Annotated in this window: 16 protein-coding genes and 1 pseudogene; 6 read left to right on the forward strand and 11 right to left on the reverse strand. The window is 70.1% G+C overall.

Annotated features, from left to right (window positions below):
• Nucleotides 1-117: 117 nt before the first annotated feature.
• The 4 genes from ACIP8W_RS19200 to ACIP8W_RS19215 are packed head-to-tail and all read right to left on the reverse strand — an operon-like array spanning nt 118 to nt 1,862.
• Complete coding sequence (locus ACIP8W_RS19200) at nt 118-909, reverse strand: GTP-binding protein (RefSeq protein ID WP_401950752.1); 792 nt, start codon at nt 907-909, stop codon at nt 118-120.
• The gene (locus tag ACIP8W_RS19205) at nt 890-1,246 is read right to left on the reverse strand and encodes a DUF742 domain-containing protein (protein WP_402153206.1); all 357 of its coding nucleotides are present in this window, start codon (nt 1,244-1,246) and stop codon (nt 890-892) included. The genes ACIP8W_RS19200 and ACIP8W_RS19205 overlap by 20 nt, the downstream gene beginning before the upstream one ends.
• Complete coding sequence (locus ACIP8W_RS19210; protein ID WP_402153209.1) at nt 1,243-1,689, reverse strand: roadblock/LC7 domain-containing protein; 447 nt, start codon at nt 1,687-1,689, stop codon at nt 1,243-1,245. Before ACIP8W_RS19210 ends, ACIP8W_RS19205 begins: the two co-directional genes overlap by 4 nt.
• A complete protein-coding gene (locus ACIP8W_RS19215; protein ID WP_402203784.1) occupies nt 1,686-1,862 on the reverse strand; it encodes a hypothetical protein in 177 nt (58 codons plus the stop codon). Before ACIP8W_RS19215 ends, ACIP8W_RS19210 begins: the two co-directional genes overlap by 4 nt.
• 181 nt (nt 1,863-2,043) lie before the next feature.
• Between ACIP8W_RS19215 and ACIP8W_RS19220 the strand changes: the two genes are divergently transcribed.
• Nucleotides 2,044-4,959: an FAD-binding and (Fe-S)-binding domain-containing protein gene (locus tag ACIP8W_RS19220; protein WP_401950760.1), complete on the forward strand. Its 2,916-nt coding sequence runs from the start codon at nt 2,044-2,046 to the stop codon at nt 4,957-4,959.
• 63 nt (nt 4,960-5,022) lie between these two features.
• On the opposite strand, the gene ACIP8W_RS19225 is transcribed toward ACIP8W_RS19220, so the two are convergent.
• A complete protein-coding gene (locus tag ACIP8W_RS19225) occupies nt 5,023-6,489 on the reverse strand; it encodes a DUF2079 domain-containing protein (RefSeq protein WP_401950763.1) in 1,467 nt (488 codons plus the stop codon).
• Nucleotides 6,490-6,682: 193 nt separating this feature from the next.
• On the opposite strand from ACIP8W_RS19225, the gene ACIP8W_RS19230 reads away from it, so the two are divergent.
• Nucleotides 6,683-7,480 carry a thymidylate synthase gene (locus ACIP8W_RS19230; protein ID WP_401950764.1) on the forward strand — a complete coding sequence of 266 codons (798 nt, stop codon included), beginning with the start codon at nt 6,683-6,685 and terminating at the stop codon, nt 7,478-7,480.
• Complete coding sequence (locus tag ACIP8W_RS19235) at nt 7,477-8,031, forward strand: dihydrofolate reductase (RefSeq protein WP_402203786.1); 555 nt, start codon at nt 7,477-7,479, stop codon at nt 8,029-8,031. Before ACIP8W_RS19230 ends, ACIP8W_RS19235 begins: the two co-directional genes overlap by 4 nt.
• Before the next feature lie 800 nt (nt 8,032-8,831).
• Here the strand turns inward: ACIP8W_RS19235 and ACIP8W_RS19240 are convergent.
• Genes ACIP8W_RS19240 through ACIP8W_RS19250 form a run of 3 tightly spaced genes read right to left on the reverse strand, consistent with a single transcriptional unit; the run spans nt 8,832 to nt 10,133 of the window.
• On the reverse strand, nt 8,832-9,029 hold the full coding sequence (locus ACIP8W_RS19240; protein ID WP_402203788.1) for a DUF397 domain-containing protein: 198 nt from the start codon (nt 9,027-9,029) through the stop codon (nt 8,832-8,834).
• 42 nt (nt 9,030-9,071) lie between these two features.
• Nucleotides 9,072-9,269: a DUF397 domain-containing protein gene (locus tag ACIP8W_RS19245; protein WP_401950773.1), complete on the reverse strand. Its 198-nt coding sequence runs from the start codon at nt 9,267-9,269 to the stop codon at nt 9,072-9,074.
• A 9-nt stretch (nt 9,270-9,278) separates the two neighbouring features.
• A complete protein-coding gene (locus ACIP8W_RS19250; RefSeq protein WP_401950776.1) occupies nt 9,279-10,133 on the reverse strand; it encodes a helix-turn-helix domain-containing protein in 855 nt (284 codons plus the stop codon).
• A 231-nt stretch (nt 10,134-10,364) separates the two neighbouring features.
• Here ACIP8W_RS19250 and ACIP8W_RS19255 point away from each other — a divergent pair.
• A pseudogene (locus ACIP8W_RS19255) lies at nt 10,365-10,700 on the forward strand (ATP-binding protein); the annotation flags it as partial.
• A 262-nt stretch (nt 10,701-10,962) separates the two neighbouring features.
• On the forward strand, nt 10,963-11,172 hold the full coding sequence (locus ACIP8W_RS19260) for a hypothetical protein (RefSeq protein WP_402203790.1): 210 nt from the start codon (nt 10,963-10,965) through the stop codon (nt 11,170-11,172).
• Nucleotides 11,173-11,293: 121 nt separating this feature from the next.
• Here ACIP8W_RS19260 and ACIP8W_RS19265 read toward each other — a convergent pair whose 3' ends face one another.
• The 3 genes from ACIP8W_RS19265 to ACIP8W_RS19275 form a co-directional block, all read right to left on the reverse strand.
• The gene (locus ACIP8W_RS19265; protein WP_401950784.1) at nt 11,294-11,590 is read right to left on the reverse strand and encodes a hypothetical protein; all 297 of its coding nucleotides are present in this window, start codon (nt 11,588-11,590) and stop codon (nt 11,294-11,296) included.
• A 142-nt stretch (nt 11,591-11,732) separates the two neighbouring features.
• Nucleotides 11,733-12,182, reverse strand: coding sequence for an ASCH domain-containing protein (locus tag ACIP8W_RS19270; protein WP_401950786.1), 450 nt, complete (start codon nt 12,180-12,182; stop codon nt 11,733-11,735).
• Nucleotides 12,179-12,340 carry a hypothetical protein gene (locus tag ACIP8W_RS19275; protein ID WP_402203792.1) on the reverse strand — a complete coding sequence of 54 codons (162 nt, stop codon included), beginning with the start codon at nt 12,338-12,340 and terminating at the stop codon, nt 12,179-12,181. Before ACIP8W_RS19275 ends, ACIP8W_RS19270 begins: the two co-directional genes overlap by 4 nt.
• A 150-nt stretch (nt 12,341-12,490) precedes the next feature.
• Between ACIP8W_RS19275 and ACIP8W_RS19280 the strand changes: the two genes are divergently transcribed.
• Nucleotides 12,491-13,450: an EamA family transporter gene (locus ACIP8W_RS19280; RefSeq protein WP_401950788.1), complete on the forward strand. Its 960-nt coding sequence runs from the start codon at nt 12,491-12,493 to the stop codon at nt 13,448-13,450.
• Nucleotide 13,451: the final 1 nt, after the last annotated feature.

Genomic DNA, 13,451 nt, shown 5'->3' on the forward strand with positions numbered 1-13,451 from the left:
AAATCCGTGTCCGTCGGGTGAGACGCGCACTCCGGTCCGTGGGACGGGAGACGGGAGGTGGGACAGGGGGAAGGTGTGCGGAAGGGGATGAGGGGGGCATGGGGGAGGGGAAGGGATTCACCCGTGTGGGGGATGGCCGCCGCTGGTGGTTCTTGTTTCGCTCCGCGTCGTCGGGTCCGGGGGCGTCGCCGTCGGGTCCGGGGTCGTCTGCGTCGGGTCCGGGGTCGTCTGCGCCGCCGCCGGGGCCGTCGCGTGTTTCAGGGACAGGGCGCGGAGGTGTTCGACGAGCGTGATCAGTACGTACTTGCTGGACGAGCGGTCCCGCGCGTCGCACTCCACCATGGGCACGTCCGGCGACAGGCCGAGCGCGTCGCGGATCTGCTCCTCGGTGTGGAGGGGCCCGCCGAAGTCGTTGCAGGCCACGATGAAGGGCGTGTTGTAGTGCGCCAGGCGGTCGATCGCGTACCAGGAGTCGGTGAGCCGCCGGGTGTCGACGAGTACGACGGCGCCCAGCGTTCCGGGGAACAGCCGGTCCCAGAGGGACCAGAAGTGTTCCTGTCCGGGGGCACCGAACAGATAGAGCACCGAACGCGCGTCGAGCGAGACCCGGCCGAAGTCGAAGGCGATCGTGGTCGACGGATCCCGGTGGAGCCCTTCGAGACCGGCGAGTTCGTCGATGCCCTCGCCCGCGCGGTCCGTCGTCTCCTCGGTGATCAGGGGACGTATCTCGCTGACGGAACGGACCATGGTGCTCTTGCCGACCCCGCGGCCGCCGACTATGGCGATCTTCAGGCCGTTGTCGGCGGTACTGGCCAGGGCCGGCAAGGCCGTGGCCGGGGCCGGTGTGGGCGGGCCGGTGGGGTCCGGCGGGGGCGGGCCGGTGGGCCGCTCAGAGGTTACGGAGTCCAACGAGCACCTGCTCCAGGAGGTCGGGATCGGGAAGTCGGTCGGCGGCTCGGGCCGTCCGGGGGTGGCGCGCGCTGACTCTGCCGCTGTCGAGCAGATCGGTGAGCATGATCCGGACGATGCTGCCGGGCAGGCCGAGCGCGGCGGCGATCTCCACGACCGCCGTGGGGCGCCGGCACATCCGCAGGATCGCGGCATGTTCCGACTGCATGCCGGGGGCGGGGCCGCTCTCCGCGACCACCAGCGTCACCAGGTCGAACGTGCCCGGGTCCGGCCGGCTGCGCCCTCCGGTGAGGGTGTACAGCCGGTCGGGCGAGTCGTCCCGTCCCGGCGTGCTCATACGCGCGCGCCGCTCTCGCGCACGTCGCTCTGTTCTCGGGCGGTGGCGCGTGGTGGTGCGCCGAGGCGTTCCCCGAGCCGCTCGACGAGTTCGCGCATGTGGTGTCCGACCAGACCGACATCGGCGCCCTCGGTGGCGATGACGGCGAGATGGGCGCCGTTCCCGGCCTCGACGATCATCAGGGCGCCGCCGTAGAACTCGGTCATGGCGGACCGTACGCCGCCCGCGCCGTTCCCGAACTCGACGGACGCGCCGTGCGACAGACTCTGTAACCCGGCCGCGATGGCGGCGAGCTGGTCGGCCTGGTCGGCCGAGAGTTCGGGGGTACGGCACAACTTGAGGCCGTCCCGGGACAGGACGAGGGCGTGACGGGCGCCGCTGGTGCGCTTGAGCAGGTCCTCCAGCAGCCAGTCGAGCTTCTCGTCGGTGGTGGTGCCGGTCATCGGGGATCGCCTTCCGGGTGTGTGGAGTTGGGCGGGTCCTGGGGGGTGGCTCTGGTGGCCTGCCGGAAGCCGCTGAACCTGATGTCCCGGGTGGCGGCGGTGCGTTCCGGGGCGGCGGGGACGCGCCGGGCGTTGACGGTGAGCTTCGGTGAGGCGCCACAGGTTTGAGGCACCACGGGGTTTGAGGCACCACGGGGTTTAAGGCACCACCAGATTGAAGAACGCTCAAACGGTGGTCACTATATGAGAATTGGCGATCAATTTGTGAACCACTTGTTTGGATTGTGCTGTGAACGACGCGTGGCAGCAGGCGGAAAACCGGCCCCGTGATCGGGGCCGAGGCATCCTGGTCACATGGCTGATCAGCGAGAAACGTCCCCGTCGCCCGCTCACGTACGGTCGGTCGGGCAGGCACTGGAAACAGCGGTAAGCGGCGAGGTGGACTTCGGCGCGGCGGCGCGGGCGCTGATGACGATGGACGCCTCCAACTACCGCCGCGTCCCGGTCGGCGTGGTCGCGCCGCGCGACGCGGCGGACGTGGCGGCGGCCCTCGCGGTCTGCCGGGAGTACGGGATCCCCGTCGTCCCGCGCGGCGCGGGCACCTCGATCGCCGGGCAGGCCACGGGCGTCGGGGTGGTTCTCGACCTCACCCGTCATCTGCGGTCCGTCGTCGCGGTGGACCCGGTGGCCCGTACGGCGGTGGTCCAGCCCGGCGTCGTACTCGACGACCTGCGCGCGGCCGCGCTGCCCCACGGGCTGACCTTCGGCCCCGACCCGTCCACGCACAGCCGCTGCACGCTCGGCGGCATGATCGGCAACAACTCGTGCGGAGCGCACTCGGTGGCCTGGGGGACGACCGCCGACAACGTCCACGCGCTGTCGGTCACCACCTACGGCGGCGACGCCCTGCGCCTGGGACGCGGCCCCGACGCCGTCCCCGTACCCCTGCGGGACGGGCTGCGCGCGCTGGTCGACGGCCATCTCGCGACGCTGCGCACCGGCTTCCCCACCGGGCTGCCGCGCCGGATCTCCGGATACGCGCTGGACGCGCTGCTGCCCGAGTCCGGCACCGATCTGGCCCGCGCGTTCTGCGGCAGCGAGGGCACGCTCGGCGTGGTCACCGAGGCGACGGTACGACTGGTCGAGGCGCCCGCCGCCCGCGCCCTCGCGGTGCTGGGGTACGCGGACGAGAGCGCCGCCGCCGAGGCCGCCGCCGGGCTCCTCCCGTACGGCCCGCTGACCGTCGAGGGCATGGCCGAGGACCTGGTCACGGGCGCGCACCGGCTGCCGCGCGGCGGCGCCTGGCTCTTCGTGGAGACCGGCGGCGCGACCCCGGCCGAGGCGCGGGCCGCCGCCTCCGCGATCCTCCGCGCCGCCGACGCCCTCGACGGCACCGTCGTCGACGACCCGGCGGGACAGCGGGCGCTGTGGCGGGTACGGGAGGACGCGGCCGGGACCGCGACCCGGATGCCCGACGGCACCGAGGCATGGCCCGGCTGGGAGGACTGCGCCGTACCACCCGCCCGACTCGGACCGTATCTGCGGGAGTTCCGTGCACTTCTGACCGAACACGGCCTGCGTGGTACGCCTTACGGCCATTTCGGGGACGGCTGTATCCATGTCCGGATCGATTTCGATCTGTTCCGTGAGGAAGGGGTACGGCGCTTCCGGCGCTTCTCGGAGGAGACCGCCTCGCTCGTCGTCGCCCACGGCGGCTCGCTGTCCGGCGAACACGGCGACGGACTGGCCCGCGCGGAGCTGCTGCCGAGGATGTACGGGGACGAACTGGTCGCCCTCTTCGGCCGGTTCAAGGACGTCTGGGACCCCGAGGGCGGGATGAACCCCGGCGTACTGGCCCGCCCGGACCGTCTCGACGCCAACCTGCGCTTCGCCGTACTGCCGGCCAGACCCGTCCCGGTCGCCTTCGGCTACCCGCACGACGGCCCGGACGGCGGCGACTTCACCCGCGCGGTCAGCCGCTGCGTCGGCGTCGCCAAGTGCAGGGTCGCCGGGCCCAGCACCGGTACGGGCGTCATGTGCCCGTCCTTCCGCGCGACCGGCGAGGAACGGCACTCCACCCGGGGCCGCGCCCGGCTGCTCCACGAGATGCTCGCGGGCGAGGTGGTGACGGACGGCTGGCGCTCGACCGAGGTACGCGACGCCCTCGACCTGTGCCTGTCCTGCAAGGGCTGCCGCAGCGACTGCCCGGTGGGCGTGGACATGGCCACGTACAAGGCGGAGTTCCTCCACCACCACTACGCGGGACGGCTCCGCCCGGCCGCCCACTACGCGATGGGGCTGCTCCCGCTCTGGCTGCGCGCGGCGGCCCCCTTCGCCCGGCCGCTCAACGCGGCGGCGCGGATACGGCCGCTGGCGGCGCTGGCGAAACGGCTGGGCGGCATCGCACCGGAACGCGAGATTCCACGGCTGGCGACGGAGACGTTCGGGCGCTGGCTGCGGGGGCGGACCGGTGCCGCCGGAGCGGCGGACGCCGGGGCTTCCGCGGTGCCCACCGCTGTCCTGTGGCCCGACACCTTCACGGAATACCTGTCGCCGTCCGTGGGGCAGGCCGCGGTACGGGTGATGGAGGCGGCCGGGATCGGCCTCGTGACGCCGGAGGGTCCACGGGTGTGCTGCGGGCTGACCTATGTCTCGACGGGCCAGCTCGACCGGGCGCGCGCGGTCATGCGCCGGACGCTCGACACCATGGAACCGCTGCTGGACCGGGGGCTGCCGGTCGTCGTACTCGAACCGAGCTGCGCCGCCGCCCTCACCACCGACCTGCCGGAACTCCTGGGCGACGACCCGCGCGCGGCACGGCTGGCCGCGTCCGTACGTACCTTCGCACAGGCCCTGGAGGAGTGCGCCCCCGACTGGCGGCCCCCGCGCCTCGACCGCCCGGTCGTCGGCCAGACCCACTGCCACCAGCACGCGGTCCTGGGCGACGCGGCGGACCGCAGACTGCGCGAACGGGCCGGGCTGACCGGCGAGCTGAGCGGCGGCTGTTGCGGTCTCGCGGGCAACTTCGGCTTCGAACGCGGGCATTACGAGGTGTCGGTGGCCTGCGCGGAGGACCAACTGCTCCCTGCGGTACGGGCGGGCGCGGCGGCCGGGGCGGAGATCCTGGCGGACGGTTTCTCCTGCCGTACGCAGGTGGAGCAGCTGGGCGGGGTCGGGGTCGGGGGCGGCAGCAGGGGCAGTGGTTCCGGGGCCAGTGGTTCCGGGGCCAGGCATCTGGCGGAGGTGCTGGCGGAGGGGCTGGACCGGTAGGCGGGGCCAGGGGCTGGTGGGGGCGCCGGGTGGGCGGGAGCGGGGCGGCGGAGGGCCCCGGGCTCACCCGGGTTCGACGGCCGGGCGGGTGCGTTTCAGGACGACGTAGCCGTCCGTCTCACCGGTGAGGGAGTAGGAGGCTTTCGGATGAAGCCGACGCGCGTACTCGACGGCGTCCTGTCCGCTCCTGTTGCCCAGCGCGATGTAGTCCGGGTTCCTGCCCTGTGTGTTGCCCACCCAGAACACCCGGCAGCGCGAGGTGAGCCGGCTGCTCGGCCCGATGTTCGCCTCGACCGTCACCCCGTCCGGGATCCGCGCCAGCAGCTTGTCGACGGCGACGGCCCGGTCGGTCTTCTCGTACGGGGCGGCCTCGGCCAGCGCGGCCAGCGGCAGCGAGGTCGTCAGCGCGAGCGCGGCGGCCGCGACCGCCGCGGGAAGATGCCGGGTGTACGAGCGCAGCCAGGGGCGCGGGCTCGTCCGGGCCCCCTCGCAGGCGTCCACGAGCGCCAGCATCACGACGGGCATCAGCACGGCGCTGTAGTGCCAGTCGGTCCCCCAGTAGTGCTCCTCGCCCGACACGAAACGCCAGCCGAGCGTGGGCAGCGCCACCAGCAGCAGCGGGGAGCGCAGCGCGAGCAGCCCGGTGGTCGGCAGCAGCACCCAGAGCAGCGTGCGGAACTTGGTGTCCCACCCGTCGAAGGGGCCGGGCCCGTCCGAGACCTTCGTCCAGTAGTCGTAGCCGCCGCTCGTGTTGAAGGCCGGTATCACCACGGTGAAGGTGAGCAGCGCGGCGATCGCCGTCAGCGACGCGACCCCGAAGGCCCAGGACGCCGTACGGGGATCGGCGCGCCAGGTGCGTACCGCCACGACCAGCGCGATGGCGCACGCCGTCAGCCCCAGGTCCTCCTTCACGAAGACGAGCGCGCAGGCCAGGATCAGCGCGGTCCGCCAGCGCCGTGCGAGCACGGCCTCCAGGGAGAAGGCGATCAGCGGGACGGCGAAGGCTATCTCGTGGAAGTCGAAGTTCACGGCGCGCTGGACGCCCCACGACAGGCCGTACGCGACCCCGATCGCGAGACCGGCGCGCCTGCCCAGGATCCGGGTGGCGGCCCGGGTCACCGGGATGGAGGAGAGCGCGAACAGCGCGGCCTGCGCGACCAGCAGCGTGATGGGCGAGGGGAACAGCCGGTACGCGGGGGCGAGCAGGGCGGTCACGGGGCTGAAGTGATCGCCGAGGATATTGGTGCCGGGCCCCTTGAGGTCGGCCACGGGCTCCCGCAGATGGGCGTAGTTCCGTATCGCCTGCTCGAAGATGCCCAGGTCCCAGGACATGGTCCCGAGGTTGCGGTAGCGGCCCACGGAAATCACGGTGTACGCGCAGAACAGCAGGGCAGCCAGCGCGTACGGATACCGGCGGGGGCTCGGCCGCAGGCGCGAAAAACGGGCGCGCGTCCCGTCTCCGCCGTCGGCCGCGGGACCGGTCCCGTCGGAGGGACCGGTCCTGGGTATCGCGAGGGTGGCTCCTTGCACGAGAGGGTCCTTCGGGGTCGGGGCGCGGTCGTCGACTGCACGGTGTGGGGTGGCCGCCGCAGAGGCTGTCGCCGAACGGTACGACGATATGCCCGGCGAAACGGTGCCGCAGCTGGGGTGGCGGGTGACGGAACGTGGTCGCGGACAGCCGCGCCGTTCAACAGGACCCAGGTGGCCAGTAGACTCGCTGGCCGTGGCGGATACCCAGTACGAAGACCTGTTGCGGCTGACACTCACCTCCGGGACGGCCAAGGCCGACCGGACGGGCACCGGTACCCGGAGTATCTTCGGGCACCAGCTGCGCTACGACCTCGCGCAGGGGTTCCCGCTGGTCACCACCAAAAAGGTGCACCTCAAGTCCATCGTGTACGAGCTGCTGTGGTTCCTGCGCGGCGACTCGAACATCGGCTGGCTGCGCGAGCACGGTGTCACCATCTGGGACGAGTGGGCCGACGCGAACGGCGAGCTGGGCCCGGTGTACGGCGTGCAGTGGCGCTCCTGGCCCACCCCGGACGGCAGCCACATCGACCAGATCAGCGAGGTCCTCGCCACACTGCGCAGCGACCCCGACTCCCGCCGGATGATCGTCTCCGCCTGGAACGTCGCCGAGCTGGACAGGATGGCGCTCGCGCCGTGCCACGCCTTCTTCCAGTTCTACGTAGCCGACGGCAAGCTCTCCTGCCAGCTGTACCAGCGCAGCGCGGACCTGTTCCTCGGCGTCCCGTTCAATATCGCCAGTTACGCCCTGCTCACGCACCTGGTGGCACAGCAGGCCGGCCTGGAGCCGGGAAGCTTCATCTGGACCGGTGGCGACTGTCACATCTACGACAACCATGTCGAGCAGGTGACCGAGCAGCTCACGCGGACCCCGTTCGACTTCCCCGAGCTGCGGCTGCGCAAAGCCGACTCGCTCTTCGACTACGCCTATTCCGATGTGGAAGTGCTCGGCTACCGGCACCACCCGGCCATCAAGGCCCCGGTCGCGGTATGAACGGCGGTACGAACGGCGGTACGAACGTCGGTACGAACGGCGGGCTGGACGGCGGTACGCACGTCGGGCTGATTTGGGCGCAGACCCTCGACGGTGTGATCGGCGCGGGCAACACGATCCCGTGGCGGGTGCCCGAGGACCTGGCGCATTTCAAGGCGGCCACCCTCGGCCATCCCGTGGTGATGGGGCGCCGGACATGGGATTCGCTGCCCCCGAGATTCCGCCCGCTGACCGGCAGGCGCAACATCGTGGTGACCCGCGACCCGCAGTGGACGGCCGAAGGCGCGGAACGCGCCGGCTCCGTCGCCCAGGCGCTGGAACGCGCGGCCGAGCCGCCCGCCCCCACGACCACATGGGTGATCGGCGGCGGTGAGATCTACCGGGCCGCCCTGGAGTACGCCACGACGCTCTCGGTGACCGAAGTCGACGTACCGGTGGACGGCGACACCTACGCCCCGGCACTGGACCCGACGTGGAAAGCCGCCGAGGACAGCGGCTGGCAGCACTCCACATCCGGGCTGCGCTACCGCATCCGCCGCTACACCCGGTGACCTGAGGGACTCGCGGAGTCCCTCACCCCCGCCCCGCCCGGACTCCAGGGGGAGGACAGCGGATCGCGGGGCGCACGCGCTCAGCAGCCCCCGGCAGTTCTTCACTTCCGTTCGCGCGGGGGTCGGGCTCCTGGGGATCATCAGGGCGCCGTTCGCCCCCGAGGACCGCGATGAGCAGGGACAGCGTCCGCCGGGCCCTGCTGCCACCGTTTACGTCGCTCATGCAGCCCTCCGCCGAAGCCCGTCCCTGATCCGCCTGAGCAACTCCGGCGTCGGCTCCGCGAACTCCCTGGGCACCCAGTGGGGCGGCGCCGGACTCCGAGGGTGGGCTGCCGCTGCCCGTACGAGCGCGGCTAACTCGGCTTCCAGGAGGCCGAGTTCGCTGATCTGCGGGGCGCTGGTCGTTGTGCGGTTCGCATGGTCCGTCTGGTTCACCATGGCGGAGCCCTCTCCTCGACGCGTGATGCGTGGGTACGGGGGTGGTGGTGCGGGAAGCCGCGTACGGGAAGCCGTTACGGGGCGGCCGTACGGGGGAACGGGTTGCCCCCTGGCTGCGGCCGGCATGAGGAGCCAGCAACCTGGGGGCAACCCTTCGGGCCCTCCCAACGGGACACGGAGCTGGGAGAGTTGCGCTGCTCCAGGGCGATCCCTGCCGAGGGAGCGACCTGGAGTGGCGACGCGTAGTGACGGTAGCGTCACGGGTTGCCTCCGCGCAACCATGTACCGGTACATGGTTGCGCATTAACGTACGACAGGGCCCCTCGCCATCGAGCGAGGGACCCTGTTTTTGGTGCTGGGGCTCAGCTGGTGAAGCGGTTGAACAGGCCTGACTTGATGCCTGCGGTCAGTGCGGCGAACCTGGCCCGACTGGTAGTCGTAATTACGTTCGGGTCGTCACTCTCGCGAACCAAGAGGCCGCCGCCGTGTTCGGCAACCTCAACGCACTGTCCTCCTAGATCGGAGAACGATGACTTCTGCCACTTAATCTCCGCCTGCATGCCTGTGCCTCCAGTTTCGTGCGGGGTGTGCGACGGCAGGGGTCAGCTGGCGAAGTGGTCGAACTCGCCCGCTTTGATACTTGAGATGAATTCGGTGAACTTGATGTGGTCGGTTGTCGTAAATACGTTCGGGTTGTCACTCTCGCGCATGAGGATCTCGCCGCCGTGTCCGGCGATCTCAATGCACTGCGCACCCCCTTCGGAAAAAGAGGACTTCTGCCAGTTGGGGTTGGTGTTCATGCCTCGGTCTCACAGTTCTCGTGCGATGTGATGGATGAAGCTGCGCGACTCAGCAGGCTCCAGGGAAGCCTGCTCGGCAAAGTCGAGCAACGTTCGGTACTTCTCCAATTCTGCGGCAGCGTCAAGCATGCGGCCGTCATGGCTGTTGTCAAGGTGGACGGCATCGAGCTGGGGGACGATGCCGCCTGCGTACAGCACTGTTTGGGTGAGGTGGATGAAATCCTCGTTGGTGAACGGGATGATCCGAAGCATGATGTCCGGCCGCTCCGAAACCTCCATGAGGTACTCAAGCTGCTCGCGTGCGATCTTCCTCCCGCCGATGCGCATGCGGAGTGCGGCCTCGTGGATGATGACCTCAACATCCGTCGGGGCTTCGCGATCGAGGATCCCTTTCCGCTTCATGCGGTTGTCGAGTCGGGCTTGCACTTCATTGGTGGGTAGCTTCGGAAGCACGCTCTCGAACAGTGATCGCGCGTAGTCCTCCGTCTGCAAGATCCCAGGGAAGGTCACTGGTTGCAGATATCGGAGATAGCTCGCGTGGTGCTCCAGTTCGGCAACGTCCATGAAGCCGGGAGGGAGTATCCCGCGATACTTGTCCCACCAGTACTGGCCGCGATGTTCGTTCGTGATGACGCACAACGCTTCGATCAGTGCGTTGTCATCGCACTCGTAGAAGACCGCCAGCATGCGAACCCGTTCTTCGCTGATCCCGATCTTGCCTGCCTCGATATTGCTGATCCTGGCTTGATCGGTAGAGAAGAGGCCGGCGGCTTCGCGGGCGATCCTTCCGGATCGGAGCCGGAGTTTCTTCAGTTCCGCACCGAGGCGTACCTGGCGTGCGGTCGGGTTGTCTCTTGTTGGCATGTCACCTTCCCTTTCTGCGCACAGTGTTGCGCGGATGCGTGTCGTTGGTCCACCGACTGTCACCGGAACGGGTTACATAGATGGACCGGTACATATATTTACCCTACGGTGAGTGCAGCGCAGCCCCGCACGTCAGTAAGCCCGAAGTGCAGCCGTCCCCGCGGCCATTGCCACGCGTGGCGAGCGGTAGCGCGCCCTGTCCGGATCACCGTTTCGCGTTGGGAGAACGACATGACCACCGTTACCACCGCCACTGCCCTCGCCCCCTCCGTTCCTCCGCCCCCGCGAGGTGGTGACACCTATGGGCTCTCCCTGCCCAACACTCCGGCCGCGCCCAAAGTCGCGCGTGACTTCGTCACTTCGCTGTTGGGTCTCAAGGAGCGGCATGCCGTGCTGCTCGACGAGGCGCGTCTCTGCACCACCGAAGTGGTGACGAACGCGCACCGCCATACGCGTACCCCGTTGATCCGTATGGCCGTGACCGTCGACCGGGAACAGGTGACCGTCTCCGTGGCGGATGACAATCCCTGGGTCTTGCCGGTGCCCGGGGTGCCGGGCGGAGGTGGCGGTGTTGGTGAGGAACTGGAGTCGGGGCAGGGGTTGTTCCTGGTGGCGACGTTGGCGCGGGCGTGGGGGCGACGGTGTGTGGTGGGTGTTCGCCGGGGCACAAGAACGTGTGGTTCACGCTTGCGGGCTCCGGGTGATGGGGTCGGTGACCGACTGCGATCCGTGGGGTTTTGTGGTGGCCGCCGCTGGTCTGGTTGTGGTGTCGGTGGGTGCGCTCTGTGCTCCGTTACCGGCGTCCGTACGGGCTGGAAGACTGGAGGATGTGAGCAACTACCCCGGGATGGACTCGTATTGGCCGACCGAGCGGAAGAGGCCGCCGGTCCAGTGCATCAAGTGCAGGGATACCGCGGTGATCCTGTCCCAGGCGAAGCACCCGGAGTCGGGGGAGTGGCAGTGGCGGTTGACCTGTCTGGACTGCCGGGTCGCGTGGCCGCAGGACCAGCATGGTGGTTCCCCCGACGAGTACATGTGAGGGGGGTGGAGTTGGTGGATGCGGGGGTGGGTTGTCGGGGCGCGGCCTGGACGTCACCCCGGTGCTCTCCGGGTCGAGTCGAGAAGCCCGCACTCCGGCGGATCGAACCGGTGGGCAGGCGTCATCGCACACGCGCTGGGGGATCGGGGACCTCGACGAGCCGTAGGCGGTCGATGCCCTCCGAGTGGTCCACTTCGACCTCGACCGCCGAGCCGTCCGCGAGGCGGAGGGTGAAGTAGGGGCTGGCCTCGATGAGCAACCGCATGTCGTCCCTGGCTCCTGGTTCGAGCGGTGGGTGGGGAGCCGCGTTCCATGCGTTGTCGCTGGGGGTGTTGTCGATGCCGACCGATATGCGGGCCAGGCAGGTCGACCGGTTGACCCACCACTCCAGACACGCCGTTCCTCTGTAGCGATCCATCCCCCGAGGGTAGGCGGGCGGCGGTGAGTGCGATCACCTTTCGGGGGAGGGTGTCACCTCCTGGGTGCCTGGATCGCTCCCGTGCTCCCACGCGCATCCTTCGTGGGGAGGTCCCACGAAGCACCCCTCCCTCCCCCGGGCCTCACGTGCCGTCGGTGCCGTCGGGACGGAGGTCCTCCACGAGCCGGAACGCCTCCAGGACCACCGGGGTCGTGTCCCGTACCGCGAAGAGCGGGTCGCCCAGGGTGCGGCGCATTTCCGCGCTGTGCCAGAACTCCTCGTGGGCCGTTCGCCACTCGGCCACGGATGTGTACCCCTCGCCCTCGTTCGCCGCATGGTCGAGGTCGACCTCGGCGAGGGGGACGACCCGGGCGCCGGTTGTCTCGATGACGGCGACCGGGCGGTCGTCGGAGTCGACCACGACCGCGCGCTCCCCGGTCTTCGGTAAGGGCTCCCTGGTGCGCTGGTATCCGATGAGGAGCCCGGTCGTGGTGGTCTTGGTTCCGTCGAGGATCGCGCGGACGAGCCGGTCGCGCAGGGGGCCCGGGAAGGCGAACTCCGCCGTGGGCAGGGACGTGGGATCTGTCGTCATGGGACGACGGTAGCGGCTTCTCCCGACGCCAACTCGTCTGCCAGGTACGCCAGATGGGGGATGGCTGGGCGGGTGGCGGCGCCGGGAGCGCTGGATTCTTCGGCGATGGCGATGGCGATGGCGAGGAAACGACGGAGATGACGCGGCTCGACGCGCATGTGTGCGGAGCGTCATCGCGGCACGGTCGGTATTTCACGGAATGGCGGGTTGGGTCTACCGTCCTGGGGGGTGCTGGGGGCGGCGTACCTGGCATCACGGTTCATTATTTTGCACTGCCAGTTTATTCAAATAAACCCTGGGAGGTTCCGGTGGAAGAGCCGCGCGTCGCCACGCCCGCCCCTGCCGTCATACCGGCAGACGCCACCGGACCGGCGGCCGGGAAAGCCACCGGAGCCGCCGAACCGGCCGCCGGGAAGGGCCGCGCCCTCGGGCCCGTCGCGCTCGTGGTCACCGCCGGGCTCTCCGTACAGTTCGGGGCCGCCATCGCCGTCCTGCTCATGCCGCGCACCGGGCCTGTGGGGGTGGTCGCTCTGCGGCTCACGCTCTCCGCGATCGTGATGCTCGCGGTGTGCAGGCCCACCCTGCGCGGGCATGCGCGCGCCGACTGGGGGACCGTCGTCGTGTTCGGCGCCGCCATGGCCGCGATGAACGGGCTCTTCTACCAGGCGGCCGACCGCATCCCGCTCGGCGCGGCCGTCACCCTGGAGGTTCTCGGGCCGCTCGTGCTCTCCGTGATCGTCTCCCGGCGGCTGGTCAATGTGGTGTGGGCCGCGCTCGCGCTCGGCGGGGTGGTGCTGCTGAGCGGTGGCGGGTTCGACCGGCTGGACCCGGTCGGCGCGGCGTTCGCGCTCGCGGCGGGGGCCATGTGGGCGCTGTACATCGTGTTCAGCGCGCGCACCGGCCGGCGTTTCCCGCAGGCCGACGGGCTGGCGTTGGCGATGGGGGTCGGCGCGCTGTTCGCGCTGCCGCTGGGACTGGCCGAGGCGGGGGCGAAGCTGCTGGTGCCGTCCACGCTGGGGCTCGGGCTGGCGGTGGCGCTGATGTCCTCCGTCCTCCCGTACACCCTCGAACTCCTCGCCCTGCGGCGGATGCCCGCGCCGACCTTCGCCGTGCTGATGAGCCTGGAGCCGGCTATCGCGGCGACCGCCGGGTTCTTCGTGCTGCACCAGGCGCTGTCCGTCACCGACGCGGTGGCGGTCGCGCTGGTCATCGTGGCGAGCATGGGCGCGGTCCGTACACAGATCGGTAGGGCCACAACGCCCGCGTAGG

It is taken from the genome of Streptomyces sp. NPDC088554, assembly GCF_044752945.1.
Taxonomy (GTDB): Bacteria; Actinomycetota; Actinomycetes; order Streptomycetales; family Streptomycetaceae; genus Streptomyces.